Below are 19,633 nucleotides of genomic sequence, written 5' to 3' on the forward strand. Positions count from 1 at the left end.
CCCGCAGCAATTTGCCAATCCGGGGGACGGGCGCATGCCGAAGAGAACCGATATCAAGTCCATCATGATCATCGGCGCGGGGCCCATCGTCATCGGGCAGGCCTGCGAGTTCGACTATTCCGGGGCACAGGCCTGCAAGGCGCTGCGCGAAGAGGGCTACCGGGTGATCCTGGTGAACTCGAACCCGGCCACGATCATGACCGACCCGGGGCTGGCCGATGCCACCTATATCGAGCCGATCACCCCCGAGGTCGTCGCCAAGATCATCGAGAAGGAACGCCCCGACGCGCTGTTGCCGACGATGGGCGGGCAGACGGGGCTGAACACCTCGCTGAAGCTGGCGGACATGGGCGTGCTGGACAAGTACGGGGTGGAACTGATCGGCGCCAACCGCGCGGCCATCGAGATGGCCGAGGACCGCAAGCTGTTCCGCGAGGCGATGGACCGGATCGGGCTGGAAAACCCCAAGGCGACCATCGCCAACAACATGGACGAATGCATGGCCGCGCTGGAACATGTCGGCCTGCCCGCGATCATCCGGCCCGCCTTTACCCTGGGTGGCACCGGGGGCGGCGTGGCCTATAACCGCGAGGAGTTCGTGCATTACTGCCGCACGGGGCTGGATGCCTCGCCGGTGAACCAGATCCTGATCGACGAAAGCCTGCTGGGCTGGAAGGAATTCGAGATGGAGGTGGTCCGCGACAAGGCGGACAACGCGATCATCGTCTGTTCCATCGAGAACGTGGACCCGATGGGGGTGCATACGGGCGATTCCATCACCGTGGCCCCGGCGCTCACGCTGACCGACAAGGAATACCAGATCATGCGCAACGGCAGCATTGCCGTGCTGCGCGAGATCGGGGTCGAAACCGGCGGGTCGAACGTGCAATGGGCGGTGAACCCCGAGGACGGCCGGATGGTGGTGATCGAGATGAACCCGCGGGTGTCGCGGTCGTCCGCGCTGGCGTCCAAGGCGACGGGGTTCCCGATTGCCAAGATCGCGGCGAAACTGGCGGTGGGTTACACGCTGGATGAGCTGGACAACGACATAACCAAGGTGACGCCCGCGTCCTTCGAGCCGACGATCGACTATGTCGTGACCAAGATCCCGCGCTTTGCCTTCGAGAAGTTTCCCGGCGCCAAGCCGGAACTGACCACGGCGATGAAATCGGTGGGCGAGGCGATGGCGATCGGCCGGACGATCCACGAATCGCTGCAAAAGGCGCTGGCGTCGCTTGAGACCGGCCTGAGCGGGTTCGACGAGATCGCCATCGAGGGCGCGCCCGACCGCGCGCAGGTCATTGCCGCGCTGTCCAAGCAAACCCCCGACCGGCTGCGGGTGATCGCGCAGGCGATGCGGCACGGGCTGTCGGATGACGACATCTTTGCCGCCACGAAATACGACCCCTGGTTCCTGTCCCGCATCCGCGAGATCGTCGAGGCCGAGGCCGAGATCCGCAAATCGGGCCTGCCGGTCACCGAAGAGGGGCTGCGCAAGCTGAAGATGATGGGCTTTACCGATGCCCGCCTGGCCACGCTGACCGGCCGGGACGAGGCGCAGGTGCGCCGCGCCCGCCAGAACCTGGGCGTGACGGCGGTGTTCAAGCGGATCGACACCTGCGCGGCCGAGTTCGAGGCGCAGACGCCTTACATGTATTCGACCTATGAAACCCCGGTGATGGGCGATGTCGAATGCGAGGCCCGCCCCTCGACCCGGAAGAAGGTGGTGATCCTGGGCGGCGGCCCGAACCGGATCGGCCAGGGGATCGAGTTCGACTATTGCTGTTGCCACGCCTGTTTCGCGCTGACCGATGCGGGCTATGAAACGATCATGATCAACTGCAACCCCGAGACGGTGTCGACCGATTACGACACCTCGGACCGGTTGTATTTCGAGCCCCTGACCTTTGAGCACGTGATGGAGATCCTGCGGGTGGAGCAGGAACGCGGCACGCTGCACGGGGTGATCGTGCAGTTCGGGGGGCAGACGCCCCTGAAACTGGCCGACGCGCTGCAATCCGAAGGCATCCCGATCCTGGGCACCACGCCCGACGCGATCGACCTGGCCGAGGACCGCGAGCGGTTCCAGGCGCTGGTGGTCAAGCTGGGTCTGAAACAGCCGAAGAACGCGATCGCGTCCTCGGATGCCGCCGCGATGAAGGCCGCCGAGGAGATCGGCTATCCGCTGGTGATCCGGCCCTCTTACGTGCTGGGCGGGCGCGCGATGGAGATCGTGCGCGATACCGCGCACCTGGAACGCTATATCTCCGAGGCGGTGGTGGTGTCGGGCAAGTCGCCGGTGCTGCTGGACAGCTATCTTTCCGGCGCGACCGAGGTGGATGTCGATGCGCTGTGCGATGGCAAGGATGTGCATGTCGCGGGCATCATGCAGCATATCGAGGAGGCGGGCGTGCATTCGGGCGACAGCGCCTGTTCGCTGCCGCCCTATTCGCTGGCCCCCGGGATCGTCGAGGAGCTGAAGGCGCAGACCCGTGCGCTGGCCCTGGAACTGGGGGTCGTGGGGCTGATGAACGTGCAGTTCGCGGTCAAGGATGGCGAGGTCTACCTGATCGAGGTGAACCCGCGCGCCAGCCGCACCGTGCCCTTCGTCGCCAAGGCGGTGCTGTCGCCCATCGCGTCGATCGCGGCGCGGGTGATGGCGGGCGAGAAGCTGGCCGATTTCGACCTGGTGGACCCGCAGATCGAGGGCTTTGCCGTCAAGGAGGCGGTGCTGCCCTTTGCGCGTTTCCCGGGGGTCGACACGCTGTTGGGGCCGGAAATGCGCTCGACGGGCGAGGTGATGGGCTATGACCGGTCCTTCCCGCGCGCGTTCCTGAAGGCGCAGCTGGGCGCGGGCACGGTGCTGCCGCACGAAGGCACGGTGTTCCTGTCGATCAAGGATGCCGACAAGACGCCCGAGCTGGCGGAAACCGCGCGCATCCTGACGGGTCTGGGATTCACCATCCTGGCGACGCGGGGCACGGCCGGTTTCCTGGCCGAGAACGGGATCGAGGCCGAGATCGTCAACAAGGCCTATGAAGGCGGGCGCACCATCGTCGACGTGATGAAGGACGGGCTGGTGCAGCTGGTGATGAACACCACAGAGGGCGCGCAGGCGGTCGAGGACAGCCGCTCGATGCGGGCGGTCGCGCTGTCGGACCGGATCCCTTATTTCACCACCGCCGCGGCCAGCCATGCGGCGGCCCTTGCCATGAAGTCGCGCGAGGACGGCGAATTCGGGGTGGTCAGCCTGCAGGAGTGAGGCGATGGCCAAGCTCTATTTCCACTATTCGACGATGAACGCGGGCAAGTCGACGATCCTGTTGCAGGCCGCGCATAATTATCGCGAGCGGGGGATGGAGACGCTGTTGCTGACCGCGGGTGTCGACACGCGGGCGGGCGCGGGGCGCATCGCCTCGCGGATCGGGTTCGGGGCCGAGGCGGGAACCTTTGCGCCGGGCGATGACCTGTTCGACCTGGTCGCGGCGCGGCTGGCGGCCGGGCCGTGCGCCTGTGTCTTCGTCGACGAGGCGCAGTTCCTGACCCGCGATCAGGTCTGGCAACTGGCCCGCGCGGTCGATGAACTGGGCGTGCCGGTGATGTGTTACGGGCTGCGGGTGGATTTCCGGGGCGAGCTGTTCCCCGGTTCGGCCACGCTGCTGGCGCTGGCCGACGAGATGCGCGAGGTGCGCACGATCTGCCATTGCGGGAAGAAGGCCACGATGGTGGTGCGGATGGGCCCCGACGGGCAGGCGCTGCGCGACGGCGCGCAGGTGCAGATCGGCGGCAACGAGACCTATGTCTCGCTGTGCCGGCGGCATTGGCGCGAGGCGGTGGGCGAGGCGGGCTGAGGTTTCGCCCCGGCTGACGCCGGGGCGACCGGCTGGGGGGCTTTGCCCCCCAGACCCCCCGGGTATTTTCACCAGGAGAACATCCATTGCCGCGGCGGCCTTGCGGGGCCGGAGCGATGCCCATCGTTCAGGCGCGTTTCGGGCCGGGCGCAAAGCGCCCGGCCCCGGTCGCCTCGCGCAAGCGAGGCGAAACCCGAAGGGCCTGTCGCGGTGTGGAGATCCGGCACGGGCGGCGGGGCCGGCCTAGCCCAGCGCCACGTCCAGCACCATCATCAGGATCAGACCGGCCGTGAGCCCCGTGGTGGCGCGGTTCTGGTGGCCGTAGCGGTGGGTTTCGGGGATGATCTCGTGGCTGATGATGTAGATCATCGCCCCCGCCGCAAAGGCCAGCCCCCAGGGCAGCAGGTGCACCGAGACCGACACCGCCGCCGCCCCCAGCACGCCCCCCACCGGTTCGACCAGCCCCGTGGCCAGCGCGATCAGGAAGGCCGACAGGCGCCGGTAGCCCTGCCCGCGCAGCGCGACCGCGACGGCCAGCCCTTCGGGGGCGTTCTGCAGCCCGATGCCGGTGGCCAGCGACATCCCGTTCGCCACGTTGCCGCCGCCGAAGCCCACGCCCACGGCCATGCCCTCGGGGAAGTTGTGGATGGTGATCGCGAAGACGAAGAGCCAGATCTTGGCGAGTGCGGCCGCCTCGGCGCCTTCGCGGCCCGCGATGAAATGTTCGTGCGGGATGAACTCGTTCATCGCCGCGACCGCAAGCGCGCCCAGCGCGATGCCGGTGCCCGCGATCAGCGCGGCCAGCAGCACGCTTCCGTAAAGGCCTTCGGCCGCGTCGATGCCGGGCAGGATCAGCGAGAAGAACGAGGCCGACAGCATCACGCCCGCGGCAAAGCCCAGCATCGTGTCGCTGGACTTGCGGCTGATCGAGCGCCCGAACAGCACGGGAAGCGCCCCTACCCCGGTCATCAGCCCGGCGGCAAGCGACGCGAGAAGGCCCAGGGCGACGATGCTCATGCCCCCTTGCATGGCCGATTGCACGCGCCGCGGCAAGCGCCATCGCCGTTGCGGCCCGCCCGCCCGATTGGTAAGGGAACCTGACCACCGCGAGGAGCCGCCCATGCCCATCATCACCACCGTCGAGGATCTGCGCCGGATCTATGCCCGCCGCGTGCCGCGGATGTTCTACGACTATTGCGAGTCGGGCAGCTGGACCGAGCAGACCTTTCGCGACAACGTTTCGGATTTCGCGGATATCCGGCTGCGCCAGCGCGTCGCCGTCGACATGGAGGGCCGGTCCACGGCCACGAAGATGATCGGCCAGGACGTGGCGATGCCCGTGGCGCTGGCGCCCGTGGGGCTGACGGGGATGCAGTCGGCCGATGGCGAGATCAAGGCCGCCCGCGCGGCCGAGAAATTCGGCGTGCCCTTCACCCTGTCGACGATGTCGATCTGTTCCATCGAGGACGTGGCCGCCCACACCACGAAACCCTTCTGGTTCCAGCTTTACGTGATGCGCGACGAGGAATTCGTGGCGGGCATCCTGCAAAGGGCCAAGGATGCCGGGTGTTCGGCGCTGGTGCTGACGCTGGATCTGCAGATACTGGGCCAGCGGCACCGGGATGTGAAGAACGGGCTGTCCGCACCGCCCAAGCTGACGCTGCCCACGCTGATGAACCTGTCGACCAAGTGGGGCTGGGGGCTGGAGATGCTGGGCACGAAGCGCCGGCAGTTCGGCAATATCGTGGGCCATGCCAAGGGGGTGTCGGATGTCTCGTCGCTGTCGGACTGGACGGCGGAGCAGTTCGACCCGCGGCTGGACTGGGACAAGGTCCGGCGGCTGAAGGAGCAATGGGGCGGCAAGCTGATCCTGAAGGGCATCCTGGATGCCGAGGACGCGCGCCGCGCCGCCGATGTGGGGGCCGATGCGATCATCGTGTCGAACCATGGGGGGCGACAGCTGGACGGGGCGCTGTCCTCGATCCGGGCGCTGCCGTCGATCGTGCGGGCGGTGGGCGACCGGGTGGAAATCCATGTCGATGGCGGCATCCGCACCGGGCAGGACGTGCTGAAGGCGTTGGCCCTGGGGGCGAAGGGCACCTATATCGGGCGCGCCTTCGTCTATGGGCTGGGTGCGATGGGCGAGGCGGGCGTGACCAAGGTGCTGGAGGTCATGCACAAGGAGCTGGACACGACCATGGCGCTGTGCGGGCGCAAGAGCGTCGACAGCCTGGACCGCGACATCCTGCTGGTGCCCGAGGATTTCGAGGGGAAATGGGCCTGAGCGCCGGTTTTCCCCCTTTCCAATCGGGCCGGTCTCGGCTATGGGCACGGCTTCATCCGGGCATACACCCTTGGAGGATGCCCATAACCTTAGGAGAATGACCCATGGCAGGTGAGATCCCTGATCTTCACGCCACGGAACGGACGGGGACAGGCAAGGGGGCCGCTCGTCAAGCTCGTCGTGAGCAACTCGTTCCGGGCATCGTTTACGGCGGCGGCGCCGATCCGCTTCCGATCAACCTGAAATTCAACGAGCTGTTCAAGCGGCTCAAGGCGGGGCGCTTCCTGTCGACGCTGTTCAACCTGAAGGTGGACGGCCACGAGGACGTGCGCGTGATCTGCCGCGGCGTGCAGCGCGACGTGGTCAAGGACCTGCCGATCCATGTCGACCTGATGCGGCTGAAGCGCACCTCGCGCGTCAACCTGTTCATCCCGGTCGAGTTCGTCAACGAGGACAAGGCGCCCGGCATCAAGCGCGGCGGCGTCCTGACCGTGGTGCGCCCCGAGGTGGAACTGGTGGTGACCGCGGGCGATATCCCCGATCACCTGACCGTCGACCTGGCGGGCCTGGACATCGGCGACATCGTCCACATCTCGAACGTGACGCTGCCGGAAGGCGCGCGCCCGACGATCACCGACCGCGACTTCGTGATCGCCAACATCTCGGCCCCGTCGGGCCTGCGGTCGTCGGATGGCGCCGAGGGTGACGAGGACGGCGAAGGCGACGAGGGCGGCGAGGACTGATTCCGCGCCCGCACCCGTCGGTGCGACAGGATTTGCGACGGGGCGCCCTTCGGGGCGCCCCGTTCGCGTTTCAGGGGGGGGTCAGAAGCCCGGCGGCGCGTCGGGATCGACCGTGCCCAGAAGGCCCGGCAGCACGGCACAGAAGCGGTGCATGCGCATCGCGGGTTCGGTCCCGGCAGGGGTACGGATGCCGTCCGGCCACCAGGCGGCGCACAGCTCGCGCTGGCTGTCGGCGTCGATCAGCGGGCGCAACTGGCGGGTTTCGAACTCTTCCACCCAGCGGACCTGCATCCACAATTGCTGCCGCGCCTGCGACCAGGTCCCCGCCCCGTCCAGCGCGTCGAGCAGGTGCCAATGCTGTTCGATCATGTCACGCGCCCAGGCGACGCACAGGATGCCGGCCTTGAGCCGCTGAGTTTCGGTCGCGGCAGGGGACAGGTCCCGCAGGGTGGGCCCGGGATCAAAGGGCGCCTCGCCCGCCATGGCCGGGCCGGCCCCGAGCAGCGCCGCCGCCGCCGCAGCGTGCAGGACCCGCCGGAAGGCCGAATGTCGAAAAACGGTATGCCACATGCGCGTTGCCTCGCTTTTCCACAAGCGTGGCCCAGCGAGGTTGCGAAATGGTTGTCCTGTCGCGGGGTCGGCGGGGCGGATGGCAACGCCTGCCGGTTTCGCGGGCGCCCGCGCGATGCTGCGCCGCAGAAAAAGGCAGGCCGCGACCGGCCCGCGCGGTCAGGCGAGGTGCTGGACCGACTCGAAGATTTCCAGTTCGGGCGGTTCGAGATACATGTCCGACGGCCCCTTGGCGCCCTTGTGGGCGGCGCGGAACGCCTCGGATTTGGTCCAGGCGGTAAACGCGGCCTCGCTGTCCCAGAAGGTGTGCGAGGCGTAAAGGCGATAGCCGTCCTTCTCGGGGCCCTTCAGCAGGTGGAAGGCGACGAAACCCGGCACCGATTTCAGGTGGCTGTCGCGGTTTTTCCACACCGCCTCGAACGCCTCTTCCGCGCCGGGTTTCACCTTGAACCGGTTCATGGTCAGATACATCGCACGTCTCCACCGAATTGCCGCATCGCGCTGGACTTGGGCGCCAGTTCACGGCATCGGGGACAAAGGTTCAAGGGGGAGCGGCGGACGCATGCGTCTCTTCGTGGGTCTGGGCAATCCGGGCGCCAAATACGCGGGAAACCGCCACAATATCGGCTTCATGGCGGTGGACCGGATCGCCGGGGATCACGGGTTCGCGCCGTGGCGGGCAAAATTCCAGGGCCAGCTGTCCGAGGGGCGGCTGGGCGGCGAAAAGGTCGTGCTGCTGAAGCCCGAGACCTACATGAACCGGTCGGGCGATTCGGTGCAGGCGGCGGTGCAGTTCTACAAGCTGGCCCCAGGCGACGTGACGGTGTTCCACGACGAGTTGGACCTGGCGCCGGGCAAATGCCGGCTGAAACAGGGCGGCGGGCATGCGGGGCATAACGGGCTGCGGTCGATCCACGCCCATATCGGGCCGGAGTACGAGCGCGTGCGGCTGGGGATCGGGCATCCGGGGCACAAGGACCGGGTGTCGGGATACGTGCTGAGCGATTTCGCCAAGGCCGATCGCGACTGGCTGGACGACCTGCTGCGCGGGATTTCGGACGGCGCGGCGGATTTGGCGCGGGGCGACGGGGCGCGGTTCCTGAACGCGGTGGCGTTGCGGGTGGCGCCGCCACGCAGTTCGGGCGGCGCGGCCAAGCCCGCCGCCCCGCCGCGCGCGCCCGAGCCGCAGGCCGACCCGCCCGACGACACGCGCACGCCGCTTCAGAAACTTGCCGACCGGTTCAGATAGGAGAGGCCCGATGCCGAACCCCAAGGTCCCTTCGGTGAACGCGCTGGGCGGCAAGCTGGCCCCCTGCTCGACCGCGCCGCTGACCGGGTTTTTCCGCAATGGCTGTTGCGACACCGGCCCCGACGATCACGGCAGCCACACGGTCTGCGCGGTGATGACGGCCGAGTTCCTGGCCTATTCGAAATACGTGGGCAACGACCTGTCGACGCCGCGGCCCGAATTCGGGTTCGAGGGGCTGAAACCGGGCGACCGCTGGTGCCTGTGCGCCGGCCGCTTCCTGCAGGCCCATGACGAGGGCTGCGCGCCGCAGGTCGACCTGAACGCCACCCACGAGGCGGCGCTGGAGGTCGTGCCGCTGAGCGTGCTGCGGCGCTACGCGGTCGGTTAGCCCATGTCGAAGCCCAGGTGGCGGGCGACGGTGAAGATGTCCTTGTCGCCCCGGCCGCACATGTTCATGCAGATGATGTGATCGGCCGGAAGGTCGGGGGCGATCTTGGCGACATGGGCCAGCGCGTGGCTGGGTTCCAGCGCGGGAATGATCCCTTCCGTCTCGCAGGACAGCTGGAAGGCGGCCAGCGCCTCCTTGTCGGTGATCGAGACGTATTCGGCCCGGCCGATATCGTGCAGCCAGGAATGTTCCGGCCCGATGCCGGGATAATCCAGCCCCGCCGAGATCGAGTGACCTTCGAGGATCTGGCCGTCGTCGTCCTGCAGCAGGTAGGTCCGGTTGCCGTGCAGCACGCCGGGCCGCCCGCCGGTCAGGCTGGCGCAATGTTCCATGCGGTCGTCGACGCCGTGGCCGCCGGCCTCGACCCCGATGATGCGCACGTCCTTGTCGTCGAGGAACGGGTAGAACAGCCCCATCGCGTTCGACCCGCCGCCGATCGCCGCGATCAGCGTGTCGGGCAGGCGGCCCTCGGCCTCCAGCATCTGTTCCTTGGCCTCTTTGCCGATGATCGCCTGGAAATCGCGCACCATCGCCGGATAGGGATGCGGACCCGCCACCGTGCCGATGCAGTAGAAGGTGTCGCGCACGTTGGTCACCCAGTCGCGCAGCGCGTCGTTCATCGCGTCCTTGAGCGTGCCGCGGCCAGAGGTGACGGGCACCACCTCGGCCCCCAGCAGGCGCATGCGGAACACGTTGGGCGCCTGGCGTTCGACGTCGGTCGCGCCCATGTAGACCACGCATTTCAGCCCGAACTTGGCGCAGACGGTGGCGGTGGCGACGCCGTGCTGGCCCGCGCCGGTTTCGGCGATGATCCGGCTTTTGCCCATGCGGCGGGCCAGGATGATCTGGCCCAGCACGTTGTTGATCTTGTGCGCGCCGGTGTGGTTCAGCTCGTCGCGCTTGAGATAGATCTTGGCCCCGCCCAGCCGTTCGGTCAGCCGTTCCGCGAAATAGAGCGGCGAGGGGCGGCCGACGTAATGCTTCCACAGGAAGTCCATCTCGTCCCAGAAGCTTTGGTCGGTCTTGGCATGTTCATACTGCGCCTCGAGCTCGAGGATCAGCGGCATCAGCGTTTCCGACACGAAACGCCCGCCGAAATCGCCGAACCGGCCCTTGTCGTCGGGGCCCGTCATGAAGGAATTGATCAGGTCTTCGGCCATGTCATTGATCCTTAAATCCAAACTCGGCAGCTAGTATGCGATAAAGCTGCTCAGCCGCTTCTTCACCAAATTGGAGTGTTTGGCTAAGCTTGTCAGGCATATCGCGGTCATTCGAACCATACGAGTTTAATTGCAGAATTCTCCGGCCGTCGCGCTCTGCCACCATGTATTTGCAAACCAGTTCAGTAGGGTGTGCGCTCCGGATTTCGCGTTCATCTTTTTCGATTGAAATCACAAAAGCCATGGTTCGCGCTCCTCTCGCTTGCGCCCCTGTCTACAGCCAGTCCCGGGCACGGTAAAGCCGGGGCGCGGCGCTCAGCCCCGGTTGCAGAAGATGCGCGTCAGGACGCCGTAGCAGGTGGCGCTTTCGGCCTCGCCCAGCGACACGCGGGCCTGCGAGAACAGCACGCGGTCCTGGTAGTCCAGCGCCATCATCGCGCGGATCAGCTGGGCGCATTGTTCGCGGCCCATCTTGCAGGTCGCGGTCAACAGCGCCGCGACCGGGTCGGCCCGGGTGGCGGGGTCGGCGGCGTCGATCCGGGCCAGAAGCTGCGCCTCGAGCGCGGCCTCGAAATCGGCCTGGGTCGGCTTGGTGAAGGCCAGCACGAGGCCCAGCACCCCCAGCGCGGCAACGAGGCCGATCAATCCCTTCATCGCACGTCCTCCATCCGCGCGGCGGCGATGAACCGGTCGATCAGCGCCGCGTCCTTGACCCCCGGCGCGGATTCCACGCCCGAAGAGACATCCACCTGGATCGCGCCGGTCAGGCGGATCGCCTCGGCGACGTTGTCGGGGGTCAGCCCGCCGGCCAGCATCCACGGCACCGGCCAGCGCCGGTTCGCGATCAGCCGCCAGTCGAAGGACAACCCGTTGCCACCGGGCAGCGCGGCGGTCTTGGGCGGTTTCGCATCGACCAGAAGCTGGTCGGCAACGCGGGCATAGGCGGCCAGCTGCGGCAGGTCGGCCTCATCGGCGATGCCCACCGCCTTCATCACCGGCAGGCCGAAGCGGGCGCGGATCGCGGCCACGCGCTCGGGCGTTTCATGGCCGTGCAATTGCAGCATGTCGATCGGAACGCGGTCCATGAGCGCCGCCAGCGCGGCGTCGTCGGCATCGACCGTCAGCGCAACCTTGGCGATGCCCGGGGGCACCTCGGCGGCCAGCGCGCGGGCGGCGTCATGGCCAAGGTTACGGGGCGATTTCGGGAAAAAGACAAAGCCCAGGTAGGATGCCCCGGCGGACACGGCGGCGGCCACCGAAGCGGGGTCCGTCAAACCGCAGATCTTGACCCGGATGCGCGATGCCATGGCGGCCATCAGCCGGCCTTCGCGTCCTTTTCAAGCAGCGCCAGCACCTCGTCGCGGCCCTCGCTCTTGTGCTGGTCGGCCTTGACGCGGTCGAGTTCGCGCTTGAGCTTGGCGGCCTCGCGGCGCTGGCGGCTGGCCTGCGACCGATACTTGCCCTCGCGCAGCCATTCCCAGAAGAACCCGATCAGCAGCCCGGCCAGAAGCCCGCCAAAGCCCACCACGTAAAGCGGCAGGTCGATGGATTTCGAGATCCCCGAAAAGGTCGCCAGCTCGTCCGGCAGAAGGTGCAGCGTGACCATCTGGCGGTTGGCCATGGCGACGACGACAAGGCAGATCGCGAGAAGCAGCAGGAAGAGATAGCGAATGGCGCGCATGGTCTGACCCGATTATTTACCGTTGAGCCGATCGCGTAGCAGCTTCCCCGTCTTGAAGAAAGGCACGTATTTCTCGGCCACCTCGACGGATTCGCCGGTGCGCGGGTTGCGGCCCGTGCGCGCGTCGCGCTTCTTGACGGAAAACGCGCCGAACCCGCGCAGTTCCACCCGGTCGCCGCGGGCCATCGCGGTGATGATCTCTTCGAAGATCGTGTTCACGATCCGCTCGACGTCGCGCTGGTACAGATGCGGGTTCTCTTCGGCAATCTTCTGGATCAATTCCGATCGGATCATCGCTTGGGTGTCCCTGTTCAATGCCTTTCTGGCCCGGGGGCGGAGGCTTGGGGACTATAGGCATGTTTTGCCCGCCGGAGAAACAGAAAGCCTTTGAAAATCCACCGGGAAGCGGCGGAAAGCCGCGTCGGAAGGGGTGTTTCCCCACCCTTTCGGCGCTGTGATCCGACGCCCCGCGGCACCGGGCGGGGCAAGCGGACCCGCACGGGAATCCGTGATTCGCGGAACGGAAAACGGCCCCGCATCCGCATGCGGGGCCGTCCATGCTCCGGCAGGGCCGGGGCGGTTTACTTGTCGTCGCCCTTGAGCGCGGCGCCCAGGATGTCGCCCAGCGAGGCGCCCGAATCCGAGCTGCCATACTGTTCGACGGCCTCTTTCTCCTCGGCGATCTCGCGGGCCTTGATCGACAGGCCCAGGCGGCGGGTCTTGTTGTCGATATTGGTCACGCGGACGTCCACCTTGTCGCCCACCTGGAAGCGCTCGGGGCGCTGTTCCGACCGGTCACGCGACAGATCCGAGCGGCGGATGAAGGATTTCATGCCTTCGTATTCCACCTCGATGCCGCCATCCTCGATCGCGGTGACCGCAACCGTGATGACCGAGCCGCGCTTGACGCCGCCCACGGCCTCGGCGAAGGGGTCGCCTTCCAGGGCCTTGACCGACAGCGAGATACGCTCTTTCTCGACATCCACCTCGGTGACGACGGCCTGGACCATGTCGCCCTTGCGGTAGTCCTGGATCGCCTCTTCCCCGCGCTGGTCCCAGCTGAGGTCGGAGAGGTGCACCATGCCGTCGATGTCGTGTTCCAGGCCGATGAACAGACCGAATTCGGTGATGTTCTTGACCTCGCCCTCGACCTGGGTGCCCACGGGGTGGGTTTCGGCGAAGACTTCCCACGGGTTGCGCATGGTCTGTTTCAGACCCAGGCTGACGCGGCGCTTGGCGGTGTCGATTTCCAGCACCATGACGTCGACTTCCTGGCTGGTCGAAACGATCTTGCCGGGATGGACGTTCTTCTTGGTCCAGGACATTTCGGACACGTGCACCAGGCCCTCGACGCCCGGTTCCAGTTCCACGAAGGCGCCGTAGTCGGTGATGTTGGTCACGCGGCCCTTGTGCACCGATTCGATCGGGAACTTGGCCTCGACGGTATCCCACGGATCGTCCTGCAGCTGTTTCATGCCCAGGCTGATGCGGTGGGTTTCCTTGTTGATCTTGATGACTTGAACCTTGACGGTCTCGCCGATCGACAGGATTTCCGACGGGTGGTTGACGCGGCGCCAGGCCATGTCGGTGACGTGCAGCAGGCCGTCCACACCACCCAGATCGACGAAGGCGCCGTATTCGGTGATGTTCTTGACCACGCCGTCGATGGCATCGCCCTCGGTCAGCTTGGAGATGATCTCGGCGCGCTGTTCGGCACGCGATTCTTCCAGGATGGCGCGGCGCGAGACCACGATGTTGCCGCGGCGGCGGTCCATCTTGAGGATCTGGAAGGGCTGTTTCAGACCCATCAGCGGGCCGGCATCGCGCACCGGGCGCACATCGACCTGGCTGCCGGGCAGGAACGCCACGGCGCCGCCCAGATCGACGGTGAAGCCACCCTTGACGCGGCCGAAGATCGCGCCCTCGACGCGGGCCTCGCCGGCATAGGCCTTTTCGAGACGGTCCCAGGCCTCTTCGCGGCGGGCCTTGTCACGGCTGATCGACGCCTCGCCCCGGGCGTTCTCGACCCGGTCGAGATAAACCTCGACCTCGTCGCCGACGGCGATTTCCGGGGCCTCGCCCGGGTTGGCGAATTCTTTCAGATCGACGCGGCCTTCCATCTTGTAGCCGACATCGATGATGGCCTGGCCCGCCTCGACGGCGATGACCTTGCCCCTGACGACGCTGCCCTCGGCAGGCGTGTCGATTTCGAAGCTTTCGTTCAGGAGGGCTTCGAATTCCTCCATGGATGCGTTGCTAGCCATACGGTCTAAAGTGTCCTTCTGGGGTTTTCCGGCCGCGCGGTTGTCTCCGCCGGTCTTTCAGTTGGTCTGCGGCGCCGTCCGAAGAGGATGGAGGGGTTTCAATACGACAAAAGGGCCGGTGCAGTCCCCGACCCTGCTCGTCGCATCGTCTCCGCGGTTCTTCGTCCGTCTCGACGCGCGCCTTTTAAAGGGGTGCGGGCCATGAATCAAGGGGAAACGGGGCGCGGCGATCAGCAATACCGCTCGATGCCGACCCATTGCATCGGGCCGTAGCGGTCACCATGGGCCCAGCCCACCGGCAGCGCGGCCTCGATCGCGGCAAGGGCGTCCGGGGCCAGCCGCAGGCCGGCGCCGCAGGCCAGGTCGCGGAAATGCGCGACCGACCGGGTGCCGGGGATCGCCAGCACATGGCCCCCGCGCGACAGCACCCAGGCGATGGCAAGGGCCGCGGCCGGTTCGCCCATCTCGCGGGCCAGCGCGCGCAGCCGGTCGGTGGCGGCGATGTTGGCCGCGTGGTTGGGCGCCTGAAAGCGCGGGTTGCCCTTGAGAAACGGCAGGCCCTGCGCCACGTCCAGCGGGATCGGCGCATCGGTCAGCAGCGACCGGCCCACCGGCGAGAAGGCGACCAGCGCGGTGCCCAGGTCCGCACAGGCCTGCACCAGGCCCAGCTCGGGCGCGCGGGTGGCCAGCGAATATTCCGATTGCACCGCGGCCACCGGATGCACCGCCGCCGCCCGGCGCAGCGAACCCGGCGCGATCTCGGAAAAGCCGATGGCGCGCGCCTTGCCCTTGCGCACCAGCGCGGCGAGCGTTTCGGTGACCTCTTCGATGGGCAGGCGGTCGTCGCGGCGGTGGACATAGAACAGGTCGACCGCCTCGATGCCCAGCCGCGCCAGGCTCTGGTCCAGCTCGCCCTCGAGATAGGCGGCGGAATTGTCGATCACCCGCCGGCCCTGCGCATCGCTGGTGATGCCGGCCTTGGTGGCGATGGTGAAATGGGCCCGCGCGCCCTGCCGCGTTTTCAGATAGCGCCCGATGGCGGTTTCCGACCGGCCCGCGCCATAGACATTCGCGGTGTCCAGATGGGTGATGCCCAATTCCATCGCCGCGTCGAGAATGGCGTGGCTTTCGGCCTCGGTCGTGGGGCCGTAGAAATCGGCGAACGACATGCCGCCGATGCCCAGCGCCGAAACCTCCGCGCCGTCGCGGCCCAGCCGGCGGCGGTCCATCTCAGCCCTGCCCGGCGCGGCGGCGGTCGATCTCGGCGATGGCGGCGGCCACGGCCTGGTCGATGGACAATTGCGAGGTGTCCAGGATCACCGCGTCCCCGGCCGGTTTCAGCGGCGCGGCGGCACGCTCGCTGTCGCGCGCGTCGCGCTCGCGCATCTCGGCCAGCACCTCGTCAAAGGTCGTCTCGATGCCCTTTTCGGCCAGTTCGCGATACCGGCGTTCGGCGCGCACCGTGTCCGAGGCCGTCACGAACAGCTTGGCCGCCGCCTCGGGGCAGATCACCGTGCCGATGTCGCGCCCGTCCAGCACCGCGCCGCCCGCACGCGCGGCAAAGGCGCGCTGGAAATCCACCAGCGCCGCGCGCACCTGCGTGATCGCGGCGACCTTGCTGGCGGCCTGCGCGACCTCGGGGCGGCGCAGGTCATCGCGGTCAAGGTCGGCCGGATCCAGCGTTTCGGCCGCCTCGACCGGGTCCAGCCCGTCCAGCATCCGCGCCCCGACGGCCCGGTACAACAGCCCCGTGTCCAGATGGGCAAAGCCGAAATGCGCGGCCACCGCGCGGCTGATCGTGCCCTTGCCGGCGGCGGCGGGGCCGTCGATGGCGACCGTGAAACTCATGCCTCGGCCCGCGCGAAGACCGCGCCCAGCCCTTCCATCAGCGGCTCGAACACCGGGAAGGAGGTGGCGATGGGCGTGCAATCGTCGACGGTGACGGGGTTTTGCGCCGCCATCCCCGCGCAAAGGAACGACATCGCGATCCGGTGGTCCAGGTGGGTGGCACAACGCGCCCCCCCGGGCAGCCCCCCCGGCCCCATCCCGGTGACCGCCATCCAGTCCTCGCCCGTCTCGACCCGCGCCCCGCAGGCGATCAGCCCCTCGGCCATGGCCGCGATCCGGTCGCTTTCCTTGACCCGCAATTCCCGCACGCCGCGCATCATGGTCACCCCTTCGGCGAAACAGGCCACCACCGACAGGATCGGGTATTCGTCGATCATGCTGGGCGCGCGCTCGGGCGGCACCTCGATCCCCTTCATCGCGGGCGAGAAGCGGGCGCGCAGGTCGGCCACCGGCTCGCCCCCCTCCTCGCGCGGGTTCTCATAGGTCAGGTCCGCCCCCATCTCGCGCAGCGTGTCGAACAGCCCCGCCCGCGTCGGGTTCAGCCCGATGCCCGGCACCAGCACGTCCGACCCCTCGGTGATCAGCGCGGCACAGACCGGGAAGGCGGCGGAACTGGGGTCGCGCGGCACGGCGATGGTCTGCGGACGCAGCTCCGGCTGGCCGGTCAGGGTGATGACGCGGCCCTCGTCCGTGTCCTCCACCCACAGCGCCGCGCCGAACCCCGCCAGCATCCGCTCGGTATGATCGCGCGTCGCCTCGCGCTCGATCACCACGGTTTCGCCCGGCGCGTTCAGCCCCGCCAGCAACACCGCCGATTTCACCTGCGCCGAGGGCACCGGTACGGCGTAACGCACCGGAACGGGGTCCGCCGCCCCCACGATGGTCATCGGCAGCCGCCCGCCCGCGCGCCCATACGCCGCCGCACCGAACAGCGCCAGCGGATCGGTCACCCGTCCCATCGGACGGCCCCGCAGCGAGGCGTCGCCGGTGAAGGTCGCGGTGATCGGCGACGTCGCCATCGCCCCCATGATCAGCCGCACGCCGGTGCCGGAATTGCCGCAATCGATCACGTCCCCGGGTTCGGCAAAGCCGCCCACGCCCACGCCATGCACCACCCATTCGCCCGGGCCCAGGTGGCTGACCTCGGCCCCGAAGGCGCGCATCGCCCGGCCCGTGTCCAGCACGTCCTGCCCTTCCAGCAACCCGGTGATCCGCGTCTCGCCCACCGACAGCGCGCCCAGGATCAGCGCGCGGTGGCTGATCGACTTGTCGCCCGGCACCTCGGCGGTACCGCTCAGCGGCCCCGCGCGCCGCGCGGTCATCGGGATCGGGTCGCCATGGGCGGACATCGGTAGGCTCCTCTCGCACGGGATCGCGCCCCAGCGGATTACCTAAACCGGACGGGTGCGTCCAGCCTCGCCCGCCCCCCCTTCAGGTCAGCGCGCGCCCCTGCCCTTCTTCTTGGTCCAAATACCCATGCCCCCGGCCCCGCCTCACCGACGCCGGAAGGTCAGGTAATGCGGCACCCGCCCCTCGCGCAGGGCCTTCTGCTCGTAGCGCGTCGAGATCCAGTCGCCCCACGGCGCCCGCCAGTCCGCCGGCCCCTCGGCCAGCCAGTCGAACCCGGCCCGCGGTACCTCGACCAGGGTCTGGCGCACGTAATCGGGAATGTCGGTCGCCACCCGCAAAACCGCGCCGGGCCGCATCACCCGGTGCAGCGGGCCCAGGAACTCGGGCGTGACGAAACGGCGGCGGTGGTGCTTCTTCTTCGGCCAGGGATCGGGATAGAGCAGGAAGGCGCGGGCAATGCTGGCCTCGGGCAAGACGTCGAACAGGTCGCGCACGTCACCCGGGTGGACGGCCACGTTCTCCACCCCCGCGTCGCGGATCTTGCCCAGCAGCATCGCGACGCCGTTGATGAAGGGCTCGCAGCCGATGATCCCCACCCCGGGGTTTTGCGCGGCCTGGTGGACCATGTGCTCGCCCCCGCCGAAACCGACCTCCAGCCAGACCTCGCGCCCGCCGAAGCGCGCGTCCAGGTCCAGCGGCCGGCGCTCGGGGTTCGCATCCCAATCGACCGGACCGGGCGAAAGCGCGTCCAGGTCGCGGTCCAGGTAATCCCTCTGGCGGTCGCGCAGGGTCTTGCCATGGCGGCGGCCATAGAAATTGCGCCATGCGCGGCGCGGGCGATCGGCGGTCGGGCGGGTGTCGGTCATGGGGCGCGGCCATAGGCCCCGGCCGCGCGCGGGTCAAGCCTCGGCCGACAGTGGCACGCCGGGGCGGACGGGGCGCAACGTGAAAAGGGGGCGCGCGCCGCAAGGCGCGCGCCCCCCCGGGCGACGGGCGTCAGCCCGGCGCAATCCCTCAGATCGCGGCCTTCAGCTCCGCGGCCAGGTCGGTGCGTTCCCAGCTGAACCCGCCATCGGCCTCGGGGGCGCGGCCGAAATGGCCATAGGCCGCCGTCCGGGCATAGATCGGCCGGTTCAGGGTCAGGTGCTCGCGGATGCCGCGCGGCGTCAGGTCCATCACCTGGGCCACCGCCTTCTCGATCACCTCGTCGGGCACCTCGCCGGTGCCGTAGCTGTCGACATAGATCGACAGCGGCTTGGCCACGCCGATCGCATAGGACAGCTGCAGCGTGCATTTCTTCGCCAGCCCCGCCGCGACCACGTTCTTGGCAAGATACCGCGCGGCATAGGCCGCCGAGCGGTCCACCTTGGTCGGGTCCTTGCCGGAGAACGCGCCGCCGCCATGGGGGGCCGCGCCGCCATAGGTATCGACGATGATCTTGCGCCCCGTCAGCCCCGCGTCGCCGTCCGGGCCCCCGATCACGAAGGTGCCGGTGGGGTTCACGTGCCACTCGGTCTTGTCGTGCAGCCAGCCCTCGGGCAGGACCTCGCGGATATAGGGTTCCACGATCTGGCGGATGTCGTCCGAGGTCTGGCTTTCGCTTTCATGCTGGGTCGACAGCACGATCGAGTCGACCGCCACCGGCTTGCCGCCCTCGTAGCGCACGGTCAGCTGCGACTTGGCATCGGGGCGCAGGGTCGGTTCCTTGCCGGATTTGCGCACCTCGGCCAGGCGGCGCAGGATGGCGTGGGAATACTGGATCGGCGCGGGCATCAGTTCCGGCGTCTCGTCGGTGGCAAAGCCGAACATGATCCCCTGGTCGCCCGCCCCGTCGCGGTCCACCCCTTGCGCGATATGGGCGGATTGCTCGTGCAGGAAGTTCAGCACGTGGCAGGTGTTCCAGTGGAACTTGTCCTGTTCATAGCCGATGTCGCGGATGCAGTCGCGGGCGATCTCGCCGATGCGGCCCATGTAGTTCCTGAGCCGGTCGCGATCCGAAAGACCGACCTCGCCGCCGATCACCACCATGCCGGTGGTCGCGAAGGTTTCGCAGGCGACGCGGGCGTTCGCCTCCTCGGCGAGGAAGGCGTCGAGGATCGCATCGGAAATCCGGTCGCAGACCTTGTCGGGGTGGCCCTCCGAAACGGATTCGGAGGTGAAGAGATAGTTCTGGCGGGTCATGGAA

At 67.9% G+C, this 19,633-nt stretch carries 21 protein-coding genes; 6 read left to right on the top strand and 15 right to left on the bottom strand.

All coding sequences use genetic code 11. The features are described from left to right. Window positions 1-34 precede the first annotated feature (34 nt). Both carB and EV662_RS09840 read left to right on the top strand, forming a co-directional pair. Window positions 35-3,262 carry a carbamoyl-phosphate synthase large subunit gene (gene carB / locus EV662_RS09835; RefSeq protein WP_132461988.1) on the top strand — a complete coding sequence of 1,076 codons (3,228 nt, stop codon included), beginning with the start codon at window positions 35-37 and terminating at the stop codon, window positions 3,260-3,262. A 4-nt stretch (window positions 3,263-3,266) separates the two neighbouring features. After that, a complete protein-coding gene (locus EV662_RS09840) occupies window positions 3,267-3,851 on the top strand; it encodes a thymidine kinase (protein WP_132461989.1) in 585 nt (194 codons plus the stop codon). Window positions 3,852-4,094: 243 nt separating this feature from the next. Here the strand turns inward: EV662_RS09840 and EV662_RS09845 are convergent, their stop codons facing one another. Continuing rightward, window positions 4,095-4,868, bottom strand: coding sequence for a ZIP family metal transporter (locus EV662_RS09845; protein ID WP_243695820.1), 774 nt, complete (start codon window positions 4,866-4,868; stop codon window positions 4,095-4,097). A 103-nt stretch (window positions 4,869-4,971) separates the two neighbouring features. Here EV662_RS09845 and EV662_RS09850 point away from each other — a divergent pair, with 103 nt between their 5' ends. Further along, window positions 4,972-6,135, top strand: a complete 1,164-nt coding sequence (locus tag EV662_RS09850) for an alpha-hydroxy acid oxidase (RefSeq protein WP_132461990.1) — start codon at window positions 4,972-4,974, stop codon at window positions 6,133-6,135. 104 nt (window positions 6,136-6,239) lie between these two features. Then, window positions 6,240-6,878: a 50S ribosomal protein L25/general stress protein Ctc gene (locus tag EV662_RS09855; protein ID WP_132461991.1), complete on the top strand. Its 639-nt coding sequence runs from the start codon at window positions 6,240-6,242 to the stop codon at window positions 6,876-6,878. Between the two features lie 81 nt (window positions 6,879-6,959). Here the strand turns inward: EV662_RS09855 and EV662_RS09860 are convergent, their stop codons facing one another. Beyond that, window positions 6,960-7,448 (bottom strand): hypothetical protein, encoded by a 489-nt coding sequence (locus tag EV662_RS09860; protein ID WP_132461992.1) that lies wholly within the window; start codon window positions 7,446-7,448, stop codon window positions 6,960-6,962. Window positions 7,449-7,607: 159 nt separating this feature from the next. After that, a complete protein-coding gene (gene hmuQ / locus EV662_RS09865) occupies window positions 7,608-7,919 on the bottom strand; it encodes a heme-degrading protein HmuQ (protein ID WP_132461993.1) in 312 nt (103 codons plus the stop codon). A gap of 91 nt (window positions 7,920-8,010) precedes the next feature. On the opposite strand from hmuQ, the gene pth reads away from it, so the two are divergent. Beyond that, window positions 8,011-8,697, top strand: coding sequence for an aminoacyl-tRNA hydrolase (gene pth / locus EV662_RS09870; protein WP_132461994.1), 687 nt, complete (start codon window positions 8,011-8,013; stop codon window positions 8,695-8,697). Window positions 8,698-8,707: 10 nt separating this feature from the next. Beyond that, on the top strand, window positions 8,708-9,085 hold the full coding sequence (locus tag EV662_RS09875; RefSeq protein ID WP_132461995.1) for a DUF2237 family protein: 378 nt from the start codon (window positions 8,708-8,710) through the stop codon (window positions 9,083-9,085). Here the strand turns inward: EV662_RS09875 and trpB are convergent. The 12 genes from trpB to metK form a co-directional block, all read right to left on the bottom strand. Further along, a complete protein-coding gene (gene trpB, locus EV662_RS09880; RefSeq protein WP_132461996.1) occupies window positions 9,082-10,305 on the bottom strand; it encodes a tryptophan synthase subunit beta in 1,224 nt (407 codons plus the stop codon). The two genes, EV662_RS09875 and trpB, sit on opposite strands and share 4 nt — an antisense overlap. A 1-nt stretch (window position 10,306) precedes the next feature. Next, a complete protein-coding gene (locus EV662_RS09885) occupies window positions 10,307-10,549 on the bottom strand; it encodes a hypothetical protein (RefSeq protein WP_207903607.1) in 243 nt (80 codons plus the stop codon). Window positions 10,550-10,620: 71 nt separating this feature from the next. Next, window positions 10,621-10,959, bottom strand: coding sequence for a hypothetical protein (locus tag EV662_RS09890; RefSeq protein WP_132461997.1), 339 nt, complete (start codon window positions 10,957-10,959; stop codon window positions 10,621-10,623). Beyond that, window positions 10,956-11,612, bottom strand: a complete 657-nt coding sequence (locus EV662_RS09895) for a phosphoribosylanthranilate isomerase (RefSeq protein WP_132462066.1) — start codon at window positions 11,610-11,612, stop codon at window positions 10,956-10,958. Before EV662_RS09895 ends, EV662_RS09890 begins: the two co-directional genes overlap by 4 nt. Before the next feature lie 8 nt (window positions 11,613-11,620). Then, window positions 11,621-11,986 carry a lipopolysaccharide assembly protein LapA domain-containing protein gene (locus tag EV662_RS09900; protein WP_132461998.1) on the bottom strand — a complete coding sequence of 122 codons (366 nt, stop codon included), beginning with the start codon at window positions 11,984-11,986 and terminating at the stop codon, window positions 11,621-11,623. A 12-nt stretch (window positions 11,987-11,998) separates the two neighbouring features. After that, entirely contained in the window at window positions 11,999-12,280 is a 282-nt protein-coding gene (gene ihfB / locus EV662_RS09905) for an integration host factor subunit beta (RefSeq protein ID WP_132461999.1), read from the bottom strand. Between the two features lie 287 nt (window positions 12,281-12,567). Further along, on the bottom strand, window positions 12,568-14,250 hold the full coding sequence (gene rpsA, locus EV662_RS09910) for a 30S ribosomal protein S1 (RefSeq protein WP_132462000.1): 1,683 nt from the start codon (window positions 14,248-14,250) through the stop codon (window positions 12,568-12,570). Between the two features lie 230 nt (window positions 14,251-14,480). Continuing rightward, window positions 14,481-15,479, bottom strand: a complete 999-nt coding sequence (locus EV662_RS09915; protein ID WP_132462001.1) for an aldo/keto reductase — start codon at window positions 15,477-15,479, stop codon at window positions 14,481-14,483. A 1-nt stretch (window position 15,480) separates the two neighbouring features. Continuing rightward, the gene (cmk, locus tag EV662_RS09920) at window positions 15,481-16,098 is read right to left on the bottom strand and encodes a (d)CMP kinase (RefSeq protein WP_132462002.1); all 618 of its coding nucleotides are present in this window, start codon (window positions 16,096-16,098) and stop codon (window positions 15,481-15,483) included. Beyond that, the gene (gene aroA / locus EV662_RS09925) at window positions 16,095-17,447 is read right to left on the bottom strand and encodes a 3-phosphoshikimate 1-carboxyvinyltransferase (protein WP_132462003.1); all 1,353 of its coding nucleotides are present in this window, start codon (window positions 17,445-17,447) and stop codon (window positions 16,095-16,097) included. Before aroA ends, cmk begins: the two co-directional genes overlap by 4 nt. Window positions 17,448-17,591: 144 nt before the next feature. Next, window positions 17,592-18,314, bottom strand: coding sequence for a tRNA (guanine(46)-N(7))-methyltransferase TrmB (trmB, locus tag EV662_RS09930; RefSeq protein ID WP_132462004.1), 723 nt, complete (start codon window positions 18,312-18,314; stop codon window positions 17,592-17,594). Window positions 18,315-18,462: 148 nt separating this feature from the next. Beyond that, complete coding sequence (gene metK / locus EV662_RS09935; protein ID WP_132462005.1) at window positions 18,463-19,629, bottom strand: methionine adenosyltransferase; 1,167 nt, start codon at window positions 19,627-19,629, stop codon at window positions 18,463-18,465. Window positions 19,630-19,633 lie beyond the last annotated feature (4 nt).

The organism is Rhodovulum marinum, from assembly GCF_004343075.1.
GTDB classification, from domain to species: domain Bacteria; phylum Pseudomonadota; class Alphaproteobacteria; order Rhodobacterales; family Rhodobacteraceae; genus Rhodovulum; species Rhodovulum marinum.

Excerpts from the sequence above, each read along its gene's own strand:
- carB (WP_132461988.1), top strand. The coding sequence starts at position 35 with ATGCCGAAGAGAACCGATATCAAGTCCATCATGATCATCGGCGCGGGG.
- EV662_RS09840 (WP_132461989.1), top strand. The coding sequence starts at position 3,267 with ATGGCCAAGCTCTATTTCCACTATTCGACGATGAACGCGGGCAAGTCG.
- EV662_RS09845 (WP_243695820.1), bottom strand. The coding sequence starts at position 4,868 with ATGAGCATCGTCGCCCTGGGCCTTCTCGCGTCGCTTGCCGCCGGGCTG.
- EV662_RS09850 (WP_132461990.1), top strand. The coding sequence starts at position 4,972 with ATGCCCATCATCACCACCGTCGAGGATCTGCGCCGGATCTATGCCCGC.
- EV662_RS09855 (WP_132461991.1), top strand. The coding sequence starts at position 6,240 with ATGGCAGGTGAGATCCCTGATCTTCACGCCACGGAACGGACGGGGACA.
- EV662_RS09860 (WP_132461992.1), bottom strand. The coding sequence starts at position 7,448 with ATGTGGCATACCGTTTTTCGACATTCGGCCTTCCGGCGGGTCCTGCAC.
- hmuQ (WP_132461993.1), bottom strand. The coding sequence starts at position 7,919 with ATGTATCTGACCATGAACCGGTTCAAGGTGAAACCCGGCGCGGAAGAG.
- pth (WP_132461994.1), top strand. The coding sequence starts at position 8,011 with ATGCGTCTCTTCGTGGGTCTGGGCAATCCGGGCGCCAAATACGCGGGA.
- EV662_RS09875 (WP_132461995.1), top strand. The coding sequence starts at position 8,708 with ATGCCGAACCCCAAGGTCCCTTCGGTGAACGCGCTGGGCGGCAAGCTG.
- trpB (WP_132461996.1), bottom strand. The coding sequence starts at position 10,305 with ATGGCCGAAGACCTGATCAATTCCTTCATGACGGGCCCCGACGACAAG.
- EV662_RS09885 (WP_207903607.1), bottom strand. The coding sequence starts at position 10,549 with ATGGCTTTTGTGATTTCAATCGAAAAAGATGAACGCGAAATCCGGAGC.
- EV662_RS09890 (WP_132461997.1), bottom strand. The coding sequence starts at position 10,959 with ATGAAGGGATTGATCGGCCTCGTTGCCGCGCTGGGGGTGCTGGGCCTC.
- EV662_RS09895 (WP_132462066.1), bottom strand. The coding sequence starts at position 11,612 with ATGGCATCGCGCATCCGGGTCAAGATCTGCGGTTTGACGGACCCCGCT.
- EV662_RS09900 (WP_132461998.1), bottom strand. The coding sequence starts at position 11,986 with ATGCGCGCCATTCGCTATCTCTTCCTGCTGCTTCTCGCGATCTGCCTT.
- ihfB (WP_132461999.1), bottom strand. The coding sequence starts at position 12,280 with ATGATCCGATCGGAATTGATCCAGAAGATTGCCGAAGAGAACCCGCAT.
- rpsA (WP_132462000.1), bottom strand. The coding sequence starts at position 14,250 with ATGGCTAGCAACGCATCCATGGAGGAATTCGAAGCCCTCCTGAACGAA.
- EV662_RS09915 (WP_132462001.1), bottom strand. The coding sequence starts at position 15,479 with ATGGACCGCCGCCGGCTGGGCCGCGACGGCGCGGAGGTTTCGGCGCTG.
- cmk (WP_132462002.1), bottom strand. The coding sequence starts at position 16,098 with ATGAGTTTCACGGTCGCCATCGACGGCCCCGCCGCCGCCGGCAAGGGC.
- aroA (WP_132462003.1), bottom strand. The coding sequence starts at position 17,447 with ATGTCCGCCCATGGCGACCCGATCCCGATGACCGCGCGGCGCGCGGGG.
- trmB (WP_132462004.1), bottom strand. The coding sequence starts at position 18,314 with ATGACCGACACCCGCCCGACCGCCGATCGCCCGCGCCGCGCATGGCGC.
- metK (WP_132462005.1), bottom strand. The coding sequence starts at position 19,629 with ATGACCCGCCAGAACTATCTCTTCACCTCCGAATCCGTTTCGGAGGGC.